Consider the following 22,417-nt stretch of genomic DNA (forward strand, 5'->3'; position numbering starts at 1 on the left):
TGCCCTGTATCGCGCGTACACGTCAGCCCGTACCTGACCGATCACCGGCCAACTAGCTGACGGTTCGTCAGATCAGCGCTACCGTATAGGCCATGGAGACCTTCCCGAAGATCATCTCGGTGGACGACCACACGGTGGAGCCCCCGCACGTCTGGCGGGACCGGCTCCCGTCCAGGTACCGCGACATCGGCCCCCGCGTCGTCCGCGCCCCGTTGAAGGAAATGACCTTCCTCGGCGGCAAGTTCGCCCCCGTGATGGGGGCCAAGGGCGACGACGGTCCCATCGGCGACTGGTGGGTGTACGAGGACCTGCACCGGCCGCTCACCCGCCTCGACACGGCTGTCGGGTACGACCGCGACGAGATCAAACTGGAAGTCATCACCTACGGGCAGATGCGCCCCGGGTCCTTCTCGGTTCCCGACCGGCTCGCGGACATGGACGTCAACCACGTCCAGTCGGCCCTCTGCTTCCCGACCTTCCCCCGCTTCTGCGGCCAGACCTTCACCGAGGCCAAGGACCGTGAGCTGGGACTCCTCGGCGTGCAGGCCTACAACGACTGGATGGTGGAGGAGTGGTGCGGCCCGGACGCCCGAGGCCGTCTCATCCCCCTCACCCTGGTCCCGCTCTGGGACGCCCGCCTGGCCGCCGCCGAGGTCCGCCGCAACGCCGCGCGCGGGGTGCGCGCGGTCGCGTTCTCCGAGATACCCCCGCACCTGGGCCTCCCCTCCATCCACACGGACGACTGGGACCCCTTCCTGGAGGCGTGCAACGAGACCGGCACGGTCATCGCCATGCACATCGGCTCCTCCTCGCGCATGCCGTCCACCTCGGCCGACGCGCCGCCGGCGGTCGGCTCCACCATCACCTTCGCCAACTGCTGCTTCTCGATGGTCGACTGGCTGATGAGCGGCAAGTTCGAGCGCTTCCCCCACCTGAAGATCATGTACGCGGAGGGCCAGATCGGCTGGATCCCGTACATCCTGGAGCGCGCGAACGTCGTCTGGGAGGAGAACCGGGGCTGGGGCGGAGTCGCGGACAAGGTGCTGCGCCCGCCGTCGGAGCTGTTCGCCGAGCACGTCTTCGGCTGCTTCTTCGACGACGCCTTCGGCCTGAAGAACCTCGACTCGATCGGCGTCGCCAACGTCCTCTACGAGACGGACTACCCCCACTCCGACTCCACCTGGCCCAAGTCCCGCGAGGTCGGCGAGAGCCAGATGGGCCACCTCGCGCCGGACGTGGTGGACCGCATCGTGCGCGGCAACGCGATCGACCTGCTCGGGCTCACGGCCGACGGCCTGTGGGCGGGGCCGGGGGCGTGAGCCCGCTGTCGTAGGGCGTGGCCGGCCCCCTCCACCGGCCACGCCCTACGACCACCCGCGTGCCGCGCGGCCACGCACGCCCGCCCTGGGCCGTCTCTTCCGGATCCTGCCGGGCCCGGCCCGCCCGGCACGGCCGACCCGGGCTCATCCGACAAGATCCGAAAGGGACGGCCTGGAGGCACCGCGCCCGGCCCACGGCCCCGCTACGAGCAGCAGCGCCGTGGCCAGCCCAGCGACCGTCAGCACCGGCAGCAGCACCCGCACGTCCACGAAGGCCACCAGGGCGGACCCCAGGGCCAGGGCCAGCGCGTTCGGTACGAAGATCAGGGTGTTGGCCGTGGCCGCCGCGCGGCCCAGCACGGCGTTCGGGACCTCGCGCTGCACCGCCGTCAGCGCGGCGATCAGCACGCACGGCAGCCCGGCGCCGATGGCCGCACTGCCCGCCAGGGCCACCGCGTCGTACGGCAGCGCCCGGACCCCGACCCCCAGGGCGAACAGGGCCACTCCGGCGGCCGTGAACACCCTCTCCGGCAGTCGGCGCAACAGCGGGCCCGCCACGATCCCGCTCAGGACCGAACCCGCGCCCTGCACCGCGTACAACACCCCCACGTAGGTGGGCGCGTGCCCCAGCACGTCCCCGGCGACCGCGTAGATCACCGCGCCGTTCAGCCCGGCCAGGAACATCACGGCGGCGCCGGCCGACACCAGCGTGCGCGGCGCCGGCTCCTTCCACAGCTGCCGCCCGCCCTCGAGCAGCCGCGCGAACCCCGGCACCTCGGCCCGGATCCGCTCCCGCTCCGGCTGTTCCTCGCGCACCCGGAGCAGGGCGAAGATGCCCGCCGCCAGCGCGAAGGTCACCGCGTCGAGCAGGGCCACCGAGGCCCCGCCGAAGCGGGCGAACAGGCCCGCGCCCACCAGGGGCGCGAGCAGCTTCATGCCCTCGTCGGCGGTGAGCCGCAGTCCGTTGAAGTCCCCCAGGAGCCGGTGGCCGACGGCCTGCGGCACCAGGGCCGCCTCCGCCGCCCCGTGCACGGTGCCGCAGATCCCGTACACGAGCAGGACCGCGAACAGCAGCCACACCCGCCCCGCCGAGTCCAGCAGGGTCAGTACGGGCAGCAGTGCGGCCATCACGAGCCCGAGGCCGACCAGCAGCGGCCGCCGGGGCAGCCGGTCGGCGAGCGCGCCCAGCGCGGGCCCGGCCAGCACCGGCGCCCACAGGGTGAACGCGGTCAGCGCCGCGAGCGCGTCCGACCCGGTCAGCGACTTCACCCAGACCCCGGCGACCAGCCACATGGCGGTCGTACCGAATCCCGAGACCACCACCCCGGACAGGTAGAGCCCCGCGTTGCGGTCCCGCAGGACCTTCCCCACGCCCACGCCTCGATCGATCACCGGCCCAGCCTGTGTTCTAAGGAGGGGCCCGGGGATCGGGCAGACGCCCTATAGGCAGCACGTCCCCCTCGCGACGTACGGCACCGACCACCACTCCCTGACCCACCGCGGATTACGGGACAGCCCTTAGCATCGGGCCGTGCCCCGACTCCAGTTGCTGCGCTTCGACCACGCACCGGCCCTGCTCGCGTTCGAGCGGGAGAACCGGGCCTACTTCGCCGCTTCGGTCCCGGACCGAGGCGATCGCTACTTCGCCGACTTCGACGCGCGGCACGCCGCGTTGATGGCCGAGCAGGCCACCGGGCTGTGCTTCTTCCACGTCCTGGTGGGTGACGACGGCGAGGTGATGGGGCGGGTCAACCTCGTGGACGTGGCGGACGGTTCGGCCGAGCTCGGGTACCGGATCGCCGAACGGGCCACGGGCCGGGGTCTGGCCACGGCCGGGGTCCGGGAGGCCCGCGGGCTGGCCGTCACGGAGTACGGACTGACCGAGCTGCGGGCGGTCACCACGCTCGACAACACCGGCTCGCGCGCCGTGTTGGCCCGTACGGGGTTCGTGACCACCGGCGAGATGGATCTGGACGGCCGTCCGGGCCTGGGTTTCGTATGCGACCTGCGGGTCGAAACCGTGTGAGGCGCGGGCCGGGAGCCGTCCGCGGCCTTGCACCCGACCCGACCGCCGGGGCATGCTTCGCCAGGGCAAAGCAGGAGGATGATCATGCCGGTGGACAAGCGGACCGTCGTGACGGCGGTGCTGTGCGCGGTGGCGGCCCTGGGGGCCTCCGCCGCGGTGGCCAAGCTCGCACCGCCACCGGAGGTAGTCCCTCCGGTACGGGCGAAGGCCGCGCCGAGCGCGTCCCCGACGGGCCCGTCATCGCGATCGCACGTGGCGAAGCCCCAGCTGTCCCCGGCTCCCGGCGCCACCCTGCCGCCGGCTGTCACCCCGCAGCCCGGAGGGCCCGCCGCCTTCACCGGTGCCCTGTTCACCAACGGCCTGGACAGTGATCACTTCTGCACGGCCACCGTGGTGACCAGCCCCGGCCGGAACATGATCATCACCGCCGGGCACTGCCTGCTCGAAGGGGACCAGCGCGACGGAAGCGCCGTCTTCGCGCCCGCGTACGCCAATGGCGTCGCCCCGTACGGCACATGGAAGATCGAGGAAGTCTTCGAGGACGACCGCTGGGCCGAGGGTACGGACGACGACTACGACCTCGCCTTCGCCCGCCTCGCCCCGGACGCCAAGGGCCGCACCATCGAGGACGTGACCGGCGCGGCCGTCCTCGACACCAGCGGCCGCGCGGGCGAGCGGGTCACCGTCACCGGATACCCCGCCGACCGGGGGATTCCCCGTACCTGCACCTCGGTCGCCGTCCGCGAGAGCGCGACCCAACAGCGCTTCGACTGCGCCGACTTCCCGGGCGGCACCAGCGGCAGCGCGTGGATCGCCGGTGACGGGAAGATCATCGGCATCCTCACGGGCGGGGACACGGACGACGTGTCGACCAGCACGGTCCTCGGCGAGTACGCGGCCTCGCTCTACGCCAAGGCCACCGCGAAGGCCCCGCCCGCCTGAGCCGCAGGACGGCTCAGGCCAGCAGCCCCAGGTGGACCGGTTCCGCAGGGGTGTCGGCCAGGAGGTTCGCCAGGCGCGGGGGCCACAGGGGTTCGCCCAGGGTGGCCAGGCGCTGCGGGGAGAGCCACTGCCAGTGGATGTCCGGGGCCTCCAGGACCGGTTCGCGGTGCGGGCCCGTGGTGACGAAGATGTGCTCGTGCTGGCGGACCGGGATCCCCTGGTGCGTGAAGTCGTGCTCCCAGGTGCAGAGCAGCCGTTCGGGCTCCAGGTCGGTCCAGCCGGTCTCCTCGCGCAGCTCGCGCCGCACGCAGTCCTCGGGACTCTCGCCGGGATCGATGCCGCCGCCGGGCGGCAGCCAGTGGATGCCCACCTCCACGTTGTCCTCCCGGAAGAGGAACACGGATCCGGTGGGGGACAGGATGACAACGCGCGCTGCGTGACGTGGAGTTCGCATCATCGATTCAATGTACGCCGGTGATCGGTTCCGGGGGATGGGCTTGCACCAGGCCTTTTACCGCTGTTTGCCCGCCCCGTCCCCCGGACCGATCGTCGCAACCGCCCCCGGCCCGAGCCGCTACGCCGCCGCCAGCGCCAGCGTCGGCGACAGTCGGGCCGCGCGCACAGCCGGGTAGAGCCCGGCCAGGGTGCCGATCGCCAGGGTGGCGGCGAAGCCGCCGGTCGCCGCCCAGAGCGGGACCACCCAGGGCAGGTCGCCGGCCCGGGCGTAGACCGCCGTGGCCGCGCCGCCCAGGGCGATGCCCGCCAGGCCGCCGAGCCCGGACAGCAGCAGGGACTCCGTCACGAACTGGATCCGGATCTGCCCCTTCGTACCGCCCAGGGACCGCCGCAGGCCGATCTCGTGGCGCCGCTCCAACACCGAGATGATCATGGTGTTGGCGACGCCGACCCCGCCCACCAGCAGTGCGATCCCGCCCAGCCCCAGCAGCAGCGTGCTGAACGCGCCCTCCGTGGCCGCCTTCGCCTGGAGCGCCGCCGAGGGGTCGGTGACCTGCACCGCGCTCGGGGTCTGCGGGTTGGCCGTCCGCGGGATGAGCGCGCGGACCGCCGCCACCCGGTCGTCCGCCGACCGCTCGTACACGGCCGTCGGGTGCCCGCCGAAGCCCAGCAGCTGCTCGGCCGCGTCCCAGCCGATCAGCGCGGAGCGCTCGATCTCCGGTGCCAGCGGGACCGGCTCCAGGATGCCGGTCACCGTGAAGTACCGGCCGCCGATGAAGACCTGCTGACCCGGTGCGGTGATGCCGAGCCGACGCGCGGAGACGTCCCCGAGCACCACCGAGGGGTAGCGGCCGGTGGCCGCGTTGAGCCAGGTGCCGCTCGCCATCCGCGCGCGCAGCGTGCCCAGCAGGTCGTCCTTGGCGGCCTTGAGCACGATCCCGCCCGTCTCCCCCTTCGGGATGTTCTCCGACCGGCGTACGGACTCGGGCACGTCACCGGTGGTGCCGACCGACTCGACCCCCGCGATGCGGGAGATCATGCCGGGGGCGTCCTTGGGCAGCTTGGTGTCCTGCCCGGTGAACATCCCCTCGCCCGGCTTCGCGACCAGCATGTTGGTGCCCAGCTCGTCGAGCTCCCGCAGCAGCTTCGCCTGGCTGGAGGAGGAGATCCCGACCACCGCGATCATCGTCGCGATGCCGATGGCGATGCCGAGCGCGGACAGGAACACCCGCGTCGGGCGGGAGCGCAGGCCCGCCGACCCGACGTGCAGGACGTCCCGCGGGGACAGCCTCGGCGGCTTCAACCGCCGGGCCCGCGTCCGCGTACGGGTGGCCCGCGTCCGCGTACGGGCCCGCGACCCCGTACGAGACCTCGCGCGGCTCATGACGCCACCCCCGTCCCGTTCCGCAGGTCCGCGACGATCTCCCCGTCGCGGATCCGGACCTGCCGCGGCAGGCTCGCCGCGATCTCCTGGTCGTGGGTGATCACCGCGATGGTGGCCCCGTCCCGGTTCAGCTCGCGCAGCAGCTCCATCACCGATTCCCCGGAGGCCGTGTCCAGCGCACCCGTCGGCTCGTCGGCCAACAGCAGGTCCGGCGCACCCGCCACCGCCCGGGCGATCGCCACGCGCTGCTTCTGCCCGCCGGACAGTTCGTGCGGCCGGTGGTCCATCCGGTCGCCGAGGCCCACCCGGTCCAGGGCCTGCGCGGCCCGGCGCAGCCGTTCGGCCCGCGGGAGGCCGCTGTAGAGCAGCCCCTCCGCGACGTTCGCCCGGGCGCTGATGCCCGGCACCAGGTGGAAGGACTGGAAGACGAAGCCGACGTGCCGGGAGCGCAGGGCCGACAGCGCACGGTCCGGGAGGGCCGCGATGTCGTAGCCGGCGATCCGTACGCCGCCCGCCGTCGGGCGGTCCAGGGTGCCGACGATGTGCAGCAGGGTGGACTTGCCGGAGCCCGACGGGCCGACGATGGCGAGGAGTTCGCCGGCGGTGATCGTCAGGTCGACCCCGCGCAGGGCCGCGACCCCGCCCGGGTACTCCTTGGTGACCCCGGTCAGCTCCACGACCGGGTGTGCGGGCGCCGCCGGATCGGTCCTCGGATCGGTCGTCGGATCCGGCGTCGGATCTGTCGTCGTCGTGGCCGTCACAGTTTCGGGATCCCCACCTGCATGCCCTCCGTGAGGGCGCCGCCGGTCACCTCGACCCGGCCGTTGCCGAACATGCCGAGCTCGACCGGGACCTCGCGGACCCGGCCGTCCTGCACGACCTGGACGCCGAAGCCGCCGCCCGCGAGCGCGAGCAGTGCGTTGACCGGTACGGAGAGGACGCCCTTGCGGGTCTCCCCGGTCAGGCCGACGGTCACCGGGGACCGGTCCGGGGCGTTCACCTCGGCGGGCTTGTCGAAGGTGACGACCACCTCGACCTGGGCCTTCTTGTCGCCGCCACCGCCGCCACCCGGGCCGCCGGCGCCGCCGTTCTTGTCGTCGGGCTGCTCGGCCCCGCCCACCGAGTCGATCTTCCCGGTGGCGCTGCCACCGCCCGGCAGCCGTACGGTCACCGCGTCGCCCGCCTTCGCCGCGCCCGCCTTCACCGCGTCCAGCTGGAAGCGGACGATCCGCTCGGTGCCCGTCACCGTCAGCACCGGCTTGCCCGGCGCCAGTTCGTCACCGATCGCCGCGTCGCCCGCCCGCACCCGCTGCGGCCCCGAGGCGAAGGCGATGTCCTCCTTGCCGACCTCGCCCGTCTCCGCCGCCTTGTGCGCCTTCTGCCACCGCTTGACCGCCGTGGCCGTACCCGCGGTGAAGGTGCCGTCCTCCGCGTCGAGCCCGGTCCCGTACCCGAGGGCCTGCAGATTGCGCTTGAGCTGCTTGACGTCCTCGCCCTTGTCGCCGGCCTTCAGCGGCCGGTACATCGGCGTGGACCCGTACATGAGCCACGTCGCCCGGCCGTTGACCTCGTACAGCTTGCCGTCCCGCTCCACCGCCGAGCCCGTGTCAGCGGTCCACGTCAGCACGCCCGGCCCGGCCGCGTTCAGCTTGCGCTCCCGCGCGTAGCCCAGGGTGCCCTCCACCTGGAGGCCCGAGCTGAGGTCGCCGCGCTCGACCGCCGCCGTGGCCGGCGGCAGTCCGCCGGCCGCGTGCCGCCCCCGCTCGTCCGCGTCCCGCTGCGGCCGGTCCATGACGGCCCAGCCGCCGCCCGAGACGGCCAGTACGGCGGCCAGCGAGGCCAGCAGCCACTTGGCCCTCTTCCTCATCGGCCGGTGTCGCACTTCTTCTGGGCCTCCTCGAAGGCCTTCTCCTGGCCCTTGGGGATCTCGGTGGCGCTCTTCATGCCGCCCTCGTGGTACTCAGGGTCCTTCAGGGCGACGCCGTTCTCGCGCATGCACCGGATCCACTCCAGCTCCTTGTCCTTCTCCTCCTGCGTGGGCTCCTTGCCGGCGCCGGAGCCGGTGCTCATCCCGCATGCCTTCATGGCTTCCTGCATCTTCTGCGGATCGGCGTCCCCGCCCAACGTCATTCCGCGCGGGTCCTGGCCGGGCTCGGGGTCGGGCACATCTATGCCGTGTTCGCGCAGGCACTGGCGCATCTTCACCGCGTTGTCGGCCACCGTCCCGGAGCCGCCGCCGGCGCCCGCGGAGGAGTCCTTCTTCCCCGCCGACGAATCATTCGCGCAGGCGGTGGCGAACAGGGTCAGCCCGGTGACGACCGCGGCCGTGGTCATGATCAGGGATCGCTTCATGGGCCCGAGCCTGCGGTGAAAGGGCCTTTCGCTTCCCTCTCGACCCCTGCTTACAACGGCGAAATACCGATCTCCGGTAAAGAGGACGCCATGCGCGTACTGGTGGTGGAGGACGAGGAATTCCTCCGGGAGATGATCGCCGAGGGGCTGCGCCGCGACGCGCTCGCCGTCGACGAGGCGAGCGACGGCCTGGAGGCCCTGCGGCGGCTGCGCCTGGGCGAGTACGACGTCCTCGTCCTGGACCGCGACCTGCCCGGCCTGCACGGTGACGAGGTCTGCCGGCAGGTCGTGCGCGAGCGGCTGCTGACCCGCGTCCTGATGCTGACCGCCTCCGGGACCGTACGGGACCGGGTCGAAGGACTCGGTCTCGGCGCCGACGACTACCTCACCAAGCCCTTCGCCTACGACGAGCTGCTCGCCCGCGTCCTGGCCCTCGGCCGGCGGGCCCGCCCCGCCCTGCCGCCCGTACTGGAGCGTGCCGGGGTCGCCGTCGACACCGCCCGGCGCAGCGCCACCCGCGACGGGCACCGGCTCGCGCTGTCCCGCAAGGAGTTCGCGGTGCTGGAGGCGCTGCTGCGCGCCGAGGGGGCCGTCGTCAGCAACGACGACCTGATCGAGCAGGTGTGGGAGCAGGACACCAGCTACTCCACCAACGCCGTCCGCGTCACCCTCAGCAAGCTCCGCGCCAAGCTGGGCGAGCCACCGCTGATCGAGACCGTGCCGGGCGCGGGCTACCGGATCGCGGCCCGGTGAGGGGCCGCCCGCCGTGGCGGCTGCTGCGTACCGAACGCGGCCGCCTCACCGCCCTGTACGGCTCCCTGCTGCTCCTGGCGGGCGGCGGCCTGGTGGCGCTGGTCTACGTCCTGGTCGGTCAGGGCCTCTACGCGAGCGTCAGCGGGGCCGTCCGTACGGTGAGCCCGGCCTACGTCGCCCAGTCACCCGGGCCCGTCCCCGGCCGGACCCTCGCCCCGGGCTGCCCCTGCGAACCGGCGAAGGCGCTGCCCCCGGGTCAGGCCCCCAGCGCCGAGCAGCTGAGGAGCTACGCGTACACCCAGAACCTCTCCGACGCCGTCACCGACGCCACCCGGCACCGGCTGCTCGTGTACTCCCTCCTCGCGCTGGCCGTCTTCGCCGTGCTGTCGATCTGGCTCGCCTGGTGGATGGCCGGCCGGGTGCTGCGCCCCGTCGGCGTGATCACCGAGACGGCGCGCCGGCTGTCCGGGGAGAACCTGGACGAGCGGATCTCCCTCGACGCGCCGCCCGGCGAGCTCAAGCAGCTGGCCGACACCTTCGACGCGATGCTGGGGCGGATGGAGCAGCTGGTGTCCGCGCAGCGGCGGTTCGCGGCGAACGCGGCGCACGAGCTGCGCACCCCGCTGGCGGTGCAGCGGGCGGCGGCCGAGATCGGCCTGGCGGGGGATCCGTCGCCGGAGAAGGTGGCCCGGATCCGGGCCAAGCTGATCGGGGTCGCCGACTCCAGCGAGCACCTCATCGAGTCCCTGCTGCTGCTCGCCGTCTCGGAGCAGGGGTTGGAGTCCACCGGCCCGGTGGACCTGGCGGCGCTCGCGGCGGCCGAGCTGGCGGCCTGTCCGCAGGAGGGTCTGACCGTCGTACGGACCCTCGCGCCGCTGACCGTGCCGGGCGACCGGACCCTGCTGGGGCACCTGCTGCGGAACCTGCTGATCAATGCGGTGCGCCACAACCGCGCCGACGGCCGGATCAGCGTGTCCACGTCCGCCGAGGGGGAACTGACGGTGTCGAACACCGGGCCGGTGATCGATCCGGCGGACGTGCCGGGGCTGCTGGAGCCGTTCCGCAGGCGCGCCGAACGGCTGCACACCGCGGGTGAGGGCGCCGGGTTGGGGCTGTCGATCGTGGCCTCGATCGCGCGGGCGCACGGGGCCGAGCTGGCGGCGCGGGCCAATCCGGCCCCGGAGGGCGGGCTGACGGTCCGGGTCCGCTTCCCGCTGACCGACGAGGCGCGCACGTCGTAGCCACCCGGGCTGCGGGGGCCCGCTGATGTACGGTCGGAGGAATGAGCAAGCACGTCCGAGCCCGCTCCCGTCCGCCCCGTAAGCCCGGTGCGCCCCGTAGCACCCGCCGGGTGGCTCTTGCCGCCGTGCTCGGTCTGGCGACCTTCACGGCCGGCTGGGTCCATGTGGCCCAGGACCCGGACAAGGCCGCCGGTCCCCGGCCGCAGGCCCGCGCGGACGCCCGCCCGCAGGCCGAGGACCGCGCCGCGCGTGACGAGCGGCGGTCCGCGCAGCAGGCCGTCCCGCACGCCGCCCCACCGGCTCCCGCCCCGCCGGCTCCCGCACCGCAGGGCCTGGCCGGCGTCAGCGAGCGGACCCGGGCCCGGATCCCGGCCGAGTCCCGGCAGCTGATCCTGGTCACCGGTCGGGCGATGGACTCCTCGGAGTCCACGGCCACCTTCTACACGCGCCCCGCGGCAGGCGCCGACTGGGTCAAGGCCGTGAGCTGGCCGGCCCGCAACGGGGCCAACGGCTGGTCCACCGAACGCACGTACGGAGATCTGACCTCGCCGATGGGCGTCTACGCGCTCACCGACGCGGGCGGTCTGCTGCCGAAGCCGCCCGGGACCCGGCTCCCGTACGACGAGGACAACGGCTTCGTCGCCACCGGCCTCGGGGTGAACGGGGAGTCCCTGAAGGGCTCCTTCGACTATGTCGTCGCCATCGACTTCAACCGCAGGCCGGGCCGCTCCCCGCTGGACCCGGTCATGCCGGACGGTGAGGACAAGGGCGGCAACATCTGGCTGCACGTGGACCACGACGGCCCCTCGCAGGGCTGCGTGGGCATCCCGAAGGCGGCCATGAAGCAGGTCCTGGAGACCCTCGACCCGGCGGCGAAGCCGGTCATCGTGATGGGGCCGGCAGGCTTCTGACGCGGGAGAGGCGGGGCCGCAGCAGCAGTCCGATGTAGGCGAGGTCGAAGACGCCGCACAGGATCCCGAGGCCGAGGATGAACGGGGCGTCCTCGATCACCCCGAACAGCAGGGTCGGGGCGAGCGTGCCCAGCCATTTGGCGACGGCGATGGTCAGGGACTGGCCGAGCGGCCCCTGCCGGGAGGCGTAGAGGGCGATGAACAGCCCGGACATCAGCAGGTTCTGCAGGAACGCCGAGTACCGGCTCGCGTCGTGCGCCCCGAAGTGCGCCAGGAACATCCACTGCACGGCGAATCCCGTGGCGAACACCAGGACCGACCAGCCGGCGAAGAGCGGCCGGGTCACGAAGTCCGGCAGCTCGGCCCGTCCGAAGCGCAGGTAGGTGTAGACGATGGCCAGGTCGGCCACCGCCCACACCACGTTGACCACGCCCTGCGCGGAGACCCCGACCGAGATGTCGCGGGCCGCGTAGGTCGTCTCCCAGGCGAAGTTGAGGGCGAGCGCGGCGACGGGCATCGCGTACGTCCGGTCCCGCAGGCCGACGCGGATCGCCTCCACGTAGACGACCGTCCAGGCGATCCCGCTGACCAGCGTGAGTATCAGATCCACGCGCGCACCCTAGCGAGGAGAGGGGGGAAGGGGAACGGGGCCGGGAAGCCCCGGTTCGGCCCGGGGTGTGTCGCACCCCTTGTCTGACGATCCGTCAGCTACGACGATGGCCCCGCACCGATATGACGAATCGGCAGACGAAGGCGAGGCGGGCCCGCCATGGCGCGCGTATTTCCGCAAGGTCGGCTGGTCTACGGGATGCAGCTCCCGATCCAGTCGCAGAGCACCATCTACGCCGAGCCCTGGGAGGCGTCGGCCACCGCCGCCGATCTCGCCGGGATCGCACGGGCCGCCGACCGGGCCGGCTTCGGGTACCTGGCCACCTGCGACCACGTGGCCGTCCCCCGGCGGCTCGCCGGGCCCATGAGCACCGTCTGGTACGACCCGGTGGCCACCCTGTCCTTCCTCGCCGGCATCACCGAGCGGGCGAGGCTGCTGAGCCACGTCGCGATCCTGGGCCTGCGCCATCCACTGATCAGCGCCAAGCAGTACGCCACCCTCGACCACCTCTCGGGCGGCCGGCTGATCCTCGGGGTGGGCGCCGGGCACGTACAGGAGGAGTTCGAGGTCCTCGGGGTGGACTTCGCGCGCCGCGGGGCCGTCCTCGACGAGACCCTGGACGCGCTGCGGGCGGCGCTCGGGCCCGAGGAGTACCCGGAGTTCGAGGGCGAGCTGTTCTCCTTCAAGGACCTCGGCCAGCTGCCCCGGCCCGCCCAGGAGCGGATCCCCGTCTGGGTGGGCGGCTCCTCGCCCGCCGCCGTGCGCCGCGCCGCGGTGCGGGGGGACGGCTGGCTCCCGCAGGGCGACCCGCGCGACAAGCTTCCGGGGCAGATCGCCCGGATCAAGGAACTCCGCGAGGCGGCGGGGCTCGCCGACCCCATCGAGTTCGGCGCGATCACCGAGCCGCTGTACGTCGGCGAGCCCGGCTGGGACACCGGCCGTCGCACCCTCACCGGCAAGGCGGAGGCGCTCGCCGAGTCCCTGCGGGAGTACAAGGCGCTCGGCGTGGACCAGGTCCAGGTGCGCTTCCGTAGCCGCGACCGCGCCGAACTCGTCGACCAGATCACCGCTTTCGGGGCCGAGGTGGCCCCCCTCCTCAACGACTAGGGGCTGACGGATCATGGGCAAGCTGGACGGGCGCGTCGTCATCATCACCGGCGCGGCGCGCGGGCAGGGCGAGCAGGAGGCCCGGCTCTTCGCCGCCGAGGGCGCGCGGGTGCTCCTCGGTGACGTGCTGGACGAGCAGGGCGCGGCGGTGGCCAAGGACATCGGCGAGGACCGGGCCCGGTACGTACGGATGGACGTGAGCCGCGAGGAGGACTGGGCGGCCGCCGTCGCCGCCGCGAAGGAGACCTTCGGGCCGATCGACGGCCTGGTCAACAACGCGGGCATCCTGCGCTTCAACGAGCTGACCGCGACCCCGCTGGAGGAGTTCCAGCAGGTGGTCCAGGTCAACCAGGTGGGCGCCTTCCTCGGTATCAAGGCGGTGGCCCCCGAGATCGAGGCGGCCGGCGGCGGCACCATCGTCAACACGTCCTCGTACACGGGCCTGACGGGCATGGCGTACGTGGGTACGTACGCCGCGACGAAGGCGGCGATCCTCGGCCTGACCCGGGTGGCCGCGCTGGAGCTGGCCGCCAAGAACATCCGGGTCAACGCGATGTGTCCGGGCGCCGTGGACACCCCGATGGCCAACCCGGGGCTGCTGGACCCGGCGAACATGACCGACGAGGCCAAGGACGCGATGGCCGAGCTCTACAAGCGCGTGGTCCCGATGGGGCGGGTGGGGCAGCCGGAGGAGATCGCGAAGCTGGCGCTCTTCCTGACGGCCGACGACTCCTCGTACATCACCGGCCAGCCGTTCGTGATCGACGGCGGCTGGATGGCGGGTGTCAGCATTCTCTGATGGGGCGTCAGGTATTGACGCTCACACCCTCGCGGTGGAACAGTCGAGACATCAAATCTGACGGAACGTCAGAAACCAAAGGACGGTGAACCCCCTTGGAATTCGGGCTCTTTGTGCAGGGATACGTGCCTGAGGCGCGGTCCAAGGTCGACCCCGAGGCAGAGCACAAGGCGCTGATCGAGGAGACCGAGTACGTCATACAGGCGGACAAGTCCGGCTTCAAGTACGCCTGGGCGTCCGAGCACCACTTCCTGGAGGAGTACTCGCACCTGTCGGCGAACGAGGTGTTCCTCGGGTACCTCGCCCACGCCACCGAGCGCATCCACCTCGGCTCCGGCATCTTCAACCCGCTCGCCCCGGTGAACCACCCGGTCAAGGTGGCCGAGAAGGTCGCCATGCTCGACCACCTCTCCAAGGGCCGCTTCGAGTTCGGCACCGGCCGGGGCGCCGGCAGCCACGAGATCCTCGGCTTCCTGCCGGGCATCGAGGACATGAACGGCACCAAGGAGATCTGGGAGGAGACCATCGCGGAATTCCCCAAGATGTTCCTCCAGGAGGAGTACGAGGGGTTCCAGGGCAAGCACTGGTCGCTCCCGCCGCGCAAGGTCTTCCCCAAGCCGTACGGCAAGGCCCACCCGGCCATGTGGTACGCCGCCGGCTCCCCGTCCTCGTACGCGATGGCGGCGAAGAAGGGCCTCGGCGTGCTGGGCTTCAGCGTGCAGAAGGTCTCCGACATGGAGTGGGTCCTCGACCAGTACAAGACGGCCATCCGGGAGGCGAAGGCCATCGGCGCCTTCGTCAACGACAACGTCATGGTCACCTCGACCGCGATCTGCGCCGAGACCCACGACAAGGCCGTCGAGATCGCCGTCAACGCCAACATGAACCGCTTCCAGTCGCTGGTCTTCCGCTACCACGACACCTTCCCGCGGCCCGAGGCGATCCCGCAGTGGCCCGAGACCCTGCCGGAGTACAACGCGGAGATCATCGAGCTCCTGATCGCCGAGGAACTCCTGATCTGCGGCGACCCGTCGGAGGTCCGGGCCCAGTGCAAGCGCTGGGAGCAGGCCGGCGCCGACCAGCTGTCCTTCGGCCTGCCGACCGGCGTCTCGCCCGAAGACACGATGACGACGATCAAGCTGATCGGCGAACACGTCATCCCGCACATCGACACGGACCCGATCCACCGCACGACCCGCTTCCGCCAGGCCGTTTGATGTTCGGCCCCGCCGGCGTCCGAGGCGCGGGGCGTGGGGCGGAGCCCCACCTGCCCCGGCCTGCCGGCACACGAACGGGGACGGCGTCTTCCCGGACCGCCGCCCCGAACCCAGCCCCGGCCGGGCGGCCACCGGCCGGGGCCACGTCCAGCCTCACCGACCATCTTCAGCCCCGCCGGCGGGGCTCAAAGCGCGAAGGGACGTCATGCTCGACCACCTGATCAAGGGCGCGACCGTCGTGGACGGCACCGGCGCCCCCGCCCGCGTCGCAGACCTCGGCATTCGCGACGGCCGCATCGCCGTCATCGCCGCCCCCGGCACCGTCACCGAAGAGGCCCGCACCACCGAGGACGCCACCGGGCTGGTCCTCACCCCCGGCTTCATCGACCCGCACACGCACTACGACGCCCAGCTCTTCTGGGACCCCTACGCCACGCCCTCCATGAACCACGGCGTCACCACCGTCGCCGGCGGCAACTGCGGCTTCACCCTGGCCCCGCTCAACCCCGCCCGCCCCGAGGACGCCGACTACACCCGCCGCATGATGAGCAAGGTCGAGGGCATGGCCCTCAAGGCCCTGGAGGACGGCGTCGACTGGACCTGGTCCACCTTCGGCGAGTACCTCGACGCCCTGGAGGGCCGGATCGCCGTCAACGCCGGGTTCATGGTCGGCCACTGCGCCCTGCGCCGGCACGTGATGGGCGAGGACGCCGTCGGTGGCCGGCCCACCCCCGAGCAGATGCGGCAGATGCTCGACCTCTTCCACGACGCCATGAACGCCGGCGCCTGGGGACTGTCCACCACCCAGTCCTCGACCCACTCCGACGGTTCCGGCGCCCCCGTGGCCTCCCGCCACGCCCGCCCCGCCGAACTGATCGCCCTGTCCAAGGCCGTCGCCGAACACGAGGGCACCCAACTGGAGGCGATCGTCGCCGGCTGCCTCGACCAGTTCTCGGACGACGAGATCGACCTCTTCGTGGAGATGAGCGTCGCCGCCGGCAGGCCCCTCAACTGGAACGTCCTCACCATCGACGCCTCCGTCCCCGAACGGGTCCCGCGCCAGCTCATCCCCAGCGAGCGCGCCCGCAAGGCCGGCGGCCGGATCGTCGCCCTGACCATGCCGATCCTCACCCCCATGAACATGTCGCTCGGGACCTTCTGCGCGCTCAACCTCATCCCCGGCTGGGGCGAGATCCTCGGCCTGCCCGTCCCCGAGCGGATCGCCAGGCTCCGCGACGCCGACGTACGCGCCGAGATGCTGCGCCGCGCCGACAGCAAGGAGGCCGGAGTCTTCCGGCGCCTCGCCAACTTCGGCCGGTACGTCATAGGCGACACGTACAGCAAGGAGAACGAGGGCCTCTCCGGCCGGGTCGTGAACGACATCGCCGCCGAACGCGGCCAGGACCCCTTCCACTGCCTGGTGGAGATCTGCGCCAACGACGACCTGCGCACGGTGCTCTGGCCGATGCCCACCGACAACGACCCGGCGAGCTGGGCCCTGCGCCAGGAGACCTGGCAGCACGAGGACGTCATGCTCGGCGGCTCCGACGCCGGCGCGCACCTGGACCGGATGTGCGGAGCCCCGTACACGACCCGCTTCCTCGGCGACTGCCTGCGCGGCCGCAAGCTCGTCCCGCTGGAGCAGGCCGTACGCATGCTCACCGACGACCCGGCCCAACTGTTCGGGCTGCGCGGGCGCGGCCGCCTCGCCGAGGGCTTCCACGCCGACCTGGTCCTCTTCGACCCGGAGCGGATCGAGGCCGGTCCCGCGACCCTGGTCCACGACCTGCCCGGGGACAGCCCGCGGCTGGACGCGCGGGCCATCGGCATCGTCTCGGTACGGGTCAACGGCGTCGAGACCATCCGCGACGACCAGGTGACGGGGGCCGTTCCGGGCATCGTGCTCCGGTCCGGCCGGGACACGAGGACGGTGAGCACCCGATGACCGACGTCCAGCAGCCGCTCTACATCGGCGGCGAGTGGGTGGAGCCCGCCGGCGGCCACTACGAGGTGATCAACCCGGGGGACGAATCGGTGGTCGGGCTCGCGCCCGAGGCCTCGCGCGCCCAGGTCGAGGAGGCGGCGCGCGCCGCGGCCGAAGCCTTCGACAGCTGGTCCCGTACGACGCCCGAGGCGCGCGCGGCGATCCTCGACCGGGCCGCGGACATCATGCAGCGGGAGTACGAGCCGTGGGCGGTGCTGGCCCGGCAGGAGACGGGCGCACCGACCGGCATCGCGCGCGGCATGCAGGTCGGCGTCGGCGTCGCCCGCTTCCGGCGGTACGCGAAAGGCGCGCTCGAACCGGTCGAGAAGGGGCTGCCCCCGCAGGTCACCGACGCCGGACCGATGGGGCGGGCGAGCATCCTGGGCGCGCTGGAGGTGCGCCAGCCGGTCGGCGTGGTCACCTGCATCACCTCCTACAACAACCCGTGGGCGAACCCGGCGGGCAAGGTGGCCCCGGCTCTGGCCATGGGCAACACGGTGGTGGTCAAGCCGGCGCCGCAGGACCCGCTGTCGGTGTTCCGGATGGCGGACGCCCTGCACGAGGCCGGAGTACCGGCGGGCGTGGTGAACGTGGTGAGCGGGCAGTCGGTGGAGGTCGGCGAGGCCGCGGTGGACTCGCCGGACGTGGACATGGTGTCCTTCACCGGTTCCACGGCCGTCGGGCAGCGCATCGCGGAGGTCTGCGGCCGGTCCATGAAGCGGCAGCTGATGGAGCTCGGCGGCAAGGGCGCGGCGATCGTCTTCGAGGACGCCGACCTGGACGCGGCGGTGATGGGGATCGGGACGACCTTCTCCTTCTACTCCGGGCAGATCTGCACGGCCCCGACCCGGGTGATCGTCCACCGGTCGGTCCACGACCGGCTGATCGAGAAGTTGACCGGCTACCTGGCCTTCATGAAGGTCGGCGATCCGGCGGCGGCCGGCACGGTGGTCGGCCCGGTGATCTCGGCGGCGCACCGCGACCGGGTGGAGTCGTACATCGAGTTGGGGAAGAAGGAGGGCGCGCGGATCGCGTACGGCGGCGAGCGCCCGGTGGTCGGCGACGGCCGCGGCTTCTACGTGGCTCCGACCCTGCTGGTCGACTGCACCAACGACATGCGCGTGGTCCGTGAGGAGATCTTCGGCCCCGTGGTCGTGGTGGTCCCCTTCGACGGGGACGAGGACGAGGCCGTCGCGCTGGCCAACGACAGCGACTTCGGGCTGCTGAGCTACGTGTGGTCCGGGGACTCGGCGCGCGCGTTCCGCGTGGCGCGCCGGCTGCGCTCGGGCGGGGTCGGGGTGAACACCATCGGCCGCAACATGGAGGCGCCGTTCGGCGGCTTCAAGCGCAGCGGGGTGGGCCGGGACGTGGGCTCGTACGCGCTGCACGCCTACAGCGAGGTGCAGTCGATCGTCTGGACGGGCTGAGGCGGCGCCGCGGGGCCCGGCCGGGGGGCGGGTGGCCCCCGGCCGGACCCGGGTCATGCCTGCGGGGTGGGTGGGGCGGTGCCGTAGCCGAGGGCCTCGGCCAGTTCGTCGTCGCCGCCGAAGAAGTCGGCGAAGGTCTTCGGGTCGTCCGTCTCCAGGCGTCGCAGGGCGGCGCCCGCCCGGTCCCCGGGCGGGCCTTCGTCGTCGGGCAGCCGCCAAGAGAAGTAGAGCCGTCCGCCGGTGCCGGGAGGTGGCGCGGACGGTTCGTACCTGAGATGGACCACCGTGATGTCCGGGTCCCGCCAGTCGGTGCCGATCCCGTACTGCGAGAGCTCCCACCGGGCCGTCAGTTCGGGCCGGTCGCGCAGGCCCGCCGCGATCAGGCGGGCGGTGCTGCGGGCCGGCCAGCACCAGGAGTGGTCCCGCTCGGCACGTTCGAGCTCGGCGTCGTACGCGGCCGCGTCGAAGCGGTACGCGGGCGGCTGCGGGCCGCTCGCCCCGCGCCAGCCGTCCCACACCACCTCGTCGCCGTCCCGGCGGATCGTCACGTACAGCGCGCCGCAGCAGCCTTCGGTGCAGTACGCCTCGCAGAGCTGCACCTCGCGCGGCTCCGCCGCGGCGCGGAGTCGGCCGTTGTCGAGCAGGTACTCGGGCGGGTTGGCCCGGCCCTTGCCGAACAGCGCGGGGACGAGCGGGATCCCGTCGATCAGGATCCGGGTCTCGACGGCGGAGGAGTCCGCGGTTTCGTGGACGACGGCCAGCTCCCACCGAGGGGGGTCCCCGGCGTCGGTGCGGGTGAAGGGGAGGTGCCGGTTGCGCCGGAACCAGTCCGCCTGACGGTCTGCGGGTACGGGCTCCGGCGCGGCCGCGGGCAGTAGCCGGTCCAGGGCGTCGAGCAGGGCCCGGCGCCGTCCGGGCCGCCAGTTCAGCAGGACGGCGGGGCCGCTGTGCAGGTCGAGGGCGATCGACAGCAGCAGCGACCGGTGCTCCGGGGTCGGGGCCAACCGGTCGGCGTGCCGGACCAGGGCCTCGTACCCGGCCCGGGCGGGCAGGTAGTCGAGGATGTCGGCGCGGCTGTCCAGCTGGTCGGCCATCCGGTGCAGCAGTCGGCCGGTCAGCGCGAGCAGTTCGGCGTCCTGCGGCCGGGCCCGGAGGAGCCCGTACAGGTCGGCGGCCTCGGCGATGCGGCGGGCGAGCCACATGGCCTGCGATTCGTCCGGCAGGGAGACCAGCGCGGAGCGGGTGGCCTCCGCGTCGCCGGAGGTGATCGCGTCGGTCAGCGGTGTCAGCTGCTCGGAGCGGTCGTGGCTGCGGATGACGAGCAGGGCGGCGGCCTGTCGGTCGAGCGGGTCGAGTGCGGCGATCGCGGCGTCTTGCAGGCCTCGCAGCATGCCGAGGGCCTTGAGACAGGGCACGTCCTCGGGCTCGCCGAGGCGGATCAGCAGGGACATGCCGACTTCGACGGCCGCCGCGTCCGTACCGGTGCGGATCAGCTGCCGGGCGGTCCGCCGGGCGGCGTCCGCGTCGGCGAGTGCCAGCCGTGCGGTGTGGGCGCGCAGGGAGCGGCGGGTCAGGGCCAGTTCGGCGACCCGCAGGTGGACGGCCTCCGCGGCTCGTACCGGGTCGGGGTCGGCGAGCAGGGGCGTGAGGGCGTCGGTGACTTCGGCCTGCGCCTGGTGCCAGGTCAGGTCCTTGCGGCCGGGCTCCGGAGGCGGTGGTCCGTCGGGCAGTGGAAAGCCCTTGCGGGGGACCGCGCCGTCCGGCTCGATGCCGTGCCGGAAGAGGGCGTAGTCGTACAGGGACGTCGTCCGGGGGTCGAGCGGCTCGCGCTCGTCGCAGACGGTCATCGGGCGGGGTGGGACTCGATTCCGTAGGTCATGACCGGCAGCATGCCGCAGTGATCATCCGGCGTCCAGCGAAAAAGGGGCCTCGCCGCGGACCCGGCCGTTGACCTGGAGCTGCACCAGGTGCTCGCCGGAGTGGTAGCGGCGGGTGGTGATGGGCTTGAAGGAGTGGCGCTTGGTGCCGCCGAGGGTTTCGCCGGGGGCGAGGGCGCGCGTGACGAGTTTGAACACCTTGGGGGTGCGGGTGCCGTTGGCCTTCGCGTGGTGGACCACGTAGTCGATGACCAACTGCGCCGGGAGCGGGCCGGTGTTGGTGACCGTCCAGTCGAAGACGAGGTACTCGCCGACGGCGATCCGCGGGTCGGCGACGACCGGGCCGCTCACGGTGACCGGCACGTCGGGGGAGTGCCCGAGCAGGGTCAGCGCCTCGGGCCGGCCGGCCTTGATCAGGGTCCGCAGTCCGTGGCGTACGACGCGCTCGGTCGTGGCCTCGGGCTCGGCCAGCCAGCGGGCCGCCGTCTCGACCGCGAGGGCGGGGTGGTCGCGGCTGATGTCGTTGAGGTGGTTGGAGACGGAGCGGCGCACGTACTCGGAGCCGTCGCGGTACAGGGCGTCCAGCACGGGCAGGGCCGGTCGCGGGTCGGCGACGAAGGCGGGCAGCTGCGGGGCCCACGGCAGCCGGGGCCGGGTGCCCTCGCCGGCGAGGCGGCGTACGTGCGGGTCCGGGTCGTCCGTCCACTTCTGTACGACGGCCAGGGCGCGGTCCGGGTCGGCGCGCAGGAAGGGCCGTACGGCGGACTCGGCGGTGAGCCGGGAGGTGAGGTCGTGCAGCAGGTCCAGCCCGGGCTCGAAGACCTCCAGCCCGCGGACGGCGACGGCCTCGCCGACGGGGAAGGTCATCCAGCCCTCGAAGCCGGGTCCGTCGAGGGCGGTGCGCACGACGGCCTCGAAGGCGGGCCACGCGTCGGGGAGGTCGTCGAGCACGGCGTCGCGGACGGCGGTGACGCGGCCGCTGAAGGTCAGCCCGTCGAGGGCGTCGGCGCGGGCGCGCAGGGCCGGTGAGGACCGGCGGCCGCCCGCGCGGGCGAGCAGTCGGGCCAGGGTGGTGACGGTATCCGCGCTGAGGAGCTCATCGGCCGTGGGCATGGGGCCAGTCTCGCCGATGACGTCCCGGTCCGGTGGCCGGTTCCGGGACCTCACGGCTCCCGCCCCTACTCGTCCTTGTAGTAGTCCGTGAGGACACAGCCCTTCACCAGGGCCGGCTCCTTGCGGAAGCCGCTCGGCGGCTTGAAGTCGGGGTGGCAGTTGAGCATGAGCAGCCCGGCCTGCGGCTGGAGCAGGGCGCTCATGGCGTCCGAGTCCTGGGATCCCATGGCGAAGTCCTGGCCGACGACGATGCCCTGGTTGGGGTTCCCGTTGTTGCCCTTCTTCGCCATCTCGGCCTTGAAGGCGGTCTGGAAGGCCTTCGCGTCCTTGTAGAGGATGACGGTGGTGATGCGCGGCGAGCCGCAGTATCCGGTCTCGGTCACGGTGGCGGCCTTGTCGAACTCGGCGCCCGGGCCCGTCGGTCCGTCCTCGCCGGGGTCGGTGCTGATCCGGGAGCAGTCGGTGTGGCCGTTGATGAAGCGCGCGGCGGCGGCCATGGTGCCCGCCTTGGGGAGCTTCTGGAAGGCCGTTCCGTCCTTGGGCGCGTTCCCGTTGACCCCGCCGTTCTTGGTGGGGTTCTCCAGGGTGCCCTCGTGGGGCCCGCCGTCGGTGTCGGCGCCGGTGCCGCTGTCCGCGCCGGGGCCGCCGATGACCGGTGACGAGCCGCCGCTCCCGTCCCCGCCGCAGGCGGTGAGGGTGAGGAGGGCGGCGACGGCCGTGGCCGATGCCAGGAGTGCTGTGGTGGTGCGCATGCGTGTCTTCGTCCCCCGTGTGAATGACCTTGAACGGCGGCGACTCTAGGCCGATGATCATGTGCGCGGCAAACCCTGTCCGAACCCCTGTTACCACTGGTCACCGCAAAGTCACGACGGAAACTTTGAAAACGCGCAAATCGGACA

Annotated in this window: 21 protein-coding genes; 11 read left to right on the forward strand and 10 right to left on the reverse strand. The window is 72.6% G+C overall.

Translation table 11 applies throughout. The annotated features are described in order from the left end of the window. The first annotated feature begins 92 nt into the window (after nt 1-92). Nucleotides 93-1,319, forward strand: coding sequence for an amidohydrolase family protein (locus AB8A24_RS03850; RefSeq protein ID WP_369474696.1), 1,227 nt, complete (start codon nt 93-95; stop codon nt 1,317-1,319). 144 nt (nt 1,320-1,463) lie between these two features. Here AB8A24_RS03850 and AB8A24_RS03855 read toward each other — a convergent pair whose 3' ends face one another. Continuing rightward, a complete protein-coding gene (locus AB8A24_RS03855; protein WP_369474763.1) occupies nt 1,464-2,696 on the reverse strand; it encodes an MFS transporter in 1,233 nt (410 codons plus the stop codon). A 154-nt stretch (nt 2,697-2,850) separates the two neighbouring features. Between AB8A24_RS03855 and AB8A24_RS03860 the strand changes: the two genes are divergently transcribed. Both AB8A24_RS03860 and AB8A24_RS03865 read left to right on the forward strand, forming a co-directional pair. Next, entirely contained in the window at nt 2,851-3,345 is a 495-nt protein-coding gene (locus AB8A24_RS03860; protein ID WP_328962872.1) for a GNAT family N-acetyltransferase, read from the forward strand. A gap of 84 nt (nt 3,346-3,429) precedes the next feature. Beyond that, the gene (locus tag AB8A24_RS03865) at nt 3,430-4,287 is read left to right on the forward strand and encodes a serine protease (protein WP_369474698.1); all 858 of its coding nucleotides are present in this window, start codon (nt 3,430-3,432) and stop codon (nt 4,285-4,287) included. Nucleotides 4,288-4,300: 13 nt separating this feature from the next. On the opposite strand, the gene AB8A24_RS03870 is transcribed toward AB8A24_RS03865, so the two are convergent. The 5 genes from AB8A24_RS03870 to AB8A24_RS03890 form a co-directional block, all read right to left on the reverse strand. Further along, nucleotides 4,301-4,744 carry an NUDIX domain-containing protein gene (locus AB8A24_RS03870; protein WP_328962874.1) on the reverse strand — a complete coding sequence of 148 codons (444 nt, stop codon included), beginning with the start codon at nt 4,742-4,744 and terminating at the stop codon, nt 4,301-4,303. A 117-nt stretch (nt 4,745-4,861) separates the two neighbouring features. After that, nucleotides 4,862-6,127, reverse strand: a complete 1,266-nt coding sequence (locus AB8A24_RS03875; protein ID WP_369474699.1) for an ABC transporter permease — start codon at nt 6,125-6,127, stop codon at nt 4,862-4,864. Further along, on the reverse strand, nt 6,124-6,804 hold the full coding sequence (locus tag AB8A24_RS03880) for an ABC transporter ATP-binding protein (protein ID WP_266385064.1): 681 nt from the start codon (nt 6,802-6,804) through the stop codon (nt 6,124-6,126). The genes AB8A24_RS03875 and AB8A24_RS03880 overlap by 4 nt, the downstream gene beginning before the upstream one ends. An 80-nt stretch (nt 6,805-6,884) precedes the next feature. Further along, on the reverse strand, nt 6,885-7,994 hold the full coding sequence (locus AB8A24_RS03885; protein ID WP_328962876.1) for a peptidoglycan-binding protein: 1,110 nt from the start codon (nt 7,992-7,994) through the stop codon (nt 6,885-6,887). Further along, nucleotides 7,991-8,479, reverse strand: coding sequence for a hypothetical protein (locus tag AB8A24_RS03890; protein WP_266384254.1), 489 nt, complete (start codon nt 8,477-8,479; stop codon nt 7,991-7,993). Before AB8A24_RS03890 ends, AB8A24_RS03885 begins: the two co-directional genes overlap by 4 nt. Nucleotides 8,480-8,569: 90 nt before the next feature. Between AB8A24_RS03890 and AB8A24_RS03895 the strand changes: the two genes are divergently transcribed. From AB8A24_RS03895 to AB8A24_RS03905, 3 genes are read left to right on the forward strand one after another with little or no spacing between them, the layout of a single operon-like run. Next, nucleotides 8,570-9,232, forward strand: coding sequence for a response regulator transcription factor (locus AB8A24_RS03895; RefSeq protein WP_030717426.1), 663 nt, complete (start codon nt 8,570-8,572; stop codon nt 9,230-9,232). After that, nucleotides 9,229-10,473: an ATP-binding protein gene (locus AB8A24_RS03900; RefSeq protein WP_328962877.1), complete on the forward strand. Its 1,245-nt coding sequence runs from the start codon at nt 9,229-9,231 to the stop codon at nt 10,471-10,473. Before AB8A24_RS03895 ends, AB8A24_RS03900 begins: the two co-directional genes overlap by 4 nt. A gap of 41 nt (nt 10,474-10,514) precedes the next feature. Next, nucleotides 10,515-11,384: a L,D-transpeptidase family protein gene (locus AB8A24_RS03905; protein ID WP_328962878.1), complete on the forward strand. Its 870-nt coding sequence runs from the start codon at nt 10,515-10,517 to the stop codon at nt 11,382-11,384. Here the strand turns inward: AB8A24_RS03905 and AB8A24_RS03910 are convergent. Then, nucleotides 11,356-11,994, reverse strand: a complete 639-nt coding sequence (locus AB8A24_RS03910) for a hypothetical protein (RefSeq protein WP_328962879.1) — start codon at nt 11,992-11,994, stop codon at nt 11,356-11,358. The two genes, AB8A24_RS03905 and AB8A24_RS03910, sit on opposite strands and share 29 nt — an antisense overlap. A 159-nt stretch (nt 11,995-12,153) precedes the next feature. On the opposite strand from AB8A24_RS03910, the gene AB8A24_RS03915 reads away from it, so the two are divergent. The 5 genes from AB8A24_RS03915 to AB8A24_RS03935 all read left to right on the forward strand — a co-directional run bounded on the left by AB8A24_RS03915 (nt 12,154) and on the right by AB8A24_RS03935 (nt 18,528). Next, nucleotides 12,154-13,101 (forward strand): LLM class F420-dependent oxidoreductase, encoded by a 948-nt coding sequence (locus AB8A24_RS03915; protein ID WP_328962880.1) that lies wholly within the window; start codon nt 12,154-12,156, stop codon nt 13,099-13,101. A 13-nt stretch (nt 13,102-13,114) separates the two neighbouring features. Further along, complete coding sequence (locus AB8A24_RS03920; protein ID WP_328962881.1) at nt 13,115-13,900, forward strand: glucose 1-dehydrogenase; 786 nt, start codon at nt 13,115-13,117, stop codon at nt 13,898-13,900. A gap of 95 nt (nt 13,901-13,995) precedes the next feature. After that, nucleotides 13,996-15,117 (forward strand): LLM class flavin-dependent oxidoreductase, encoded by a 1,122-nt coding sequence (locus AB8A24_RS03925; RefSeq protein WP_266352184.1) that lies wholly within the window; start codon nt 13,996-13,998, stop codon nt 15,115-15,117. A gap of 205 nt (nt 15,118-15,322) precedes the next feature. After that, on the forward strand, nt 15,323-17,062 hold the full coding sequence (locus tag AB8A24_RS03930) for a D-aminoacylase (protein WP_328962882.1): 1,740 nt from the start codon (nt 15,323-15,325) through the stop codon (nt 17,060-17,062). Further along, nucleotides 17,059-18,528, forward strand: a complete 1,470-nt coding sequence (locus AB8A24_RS03935) for an aldehyde dehydrogenase family protein (protein ID WP_328962883.1) — start codon at nt 17,059-17,061, stop codon at nt 18,526-18,528. The genes AB8A24_RS03930 and AB8A24_RS03935 overlap by 4 nt, the downstream gene beginning before the upstream one ends. 53 nt (nt 18,529-18,581) lie before the next feature. Here AB8A24_RS03935 and AB8A24_RS03940 read toward each other — a convergent pair whose 3' ends face one another. The 3 genes from AB8A24_RS03940 to AB8A24_RS03950 all read right to left on the reverse strand — a co-directional run bounded on the left by AB8A24_RS03940 (nt 18,582) and on the right by AB8A24_RS03950 (nt 22,270). Beyond that, nucleotides 18,582-20,375, reverse strand: a complete 1,794-nt coding sequence (locus tag AB8A24_RS03940; protein WP_369474708.1) for a hypothetical protein — start codon at nt 20,373-20,375, stop codon at nt 18,582-18,584. A gap of 54 nt (nt 20,376-20,429) precedes the next feature. Next, nucleotides 20,430-21,518 (reverse strand): DNA alkylation repair protein, encoded by a 1,089-nt coding sequence (locus AB8A24_RS03945; RefSeq protein ID WP_328962885.1) that lies wholly within the window; start codon nt 21,516-21,518, stop codon nt 20,430-20,432. A 65-nt stretch (nt 21,519-21,583) separates the two neighbouring features. Further along, a complete protein-coding gene (locus AB8A24_RS03950) occupies nt 21,584-22,270 on the reverse strand; it encodes a hypothetical protein (RefSeq protein ID WP_266484056.1) in 687 nt (228 codons plus the stop codon). Nucleotides 22,271-22,417 lie beyond the last annotated feature (147 nt).

Origin of the sequence: Streptomyces sp. BF23-19, from assembly GCF_041106355.1 — a bacterium.
In the GTDB taxonomy this organism is placed as follows: domain Bacteria; phylum Actinomycetota; class Actinomycetes; order Streptomycetales; family Streptomycetaceae; genus Streptomyces; species Streptomyces virginiae_A.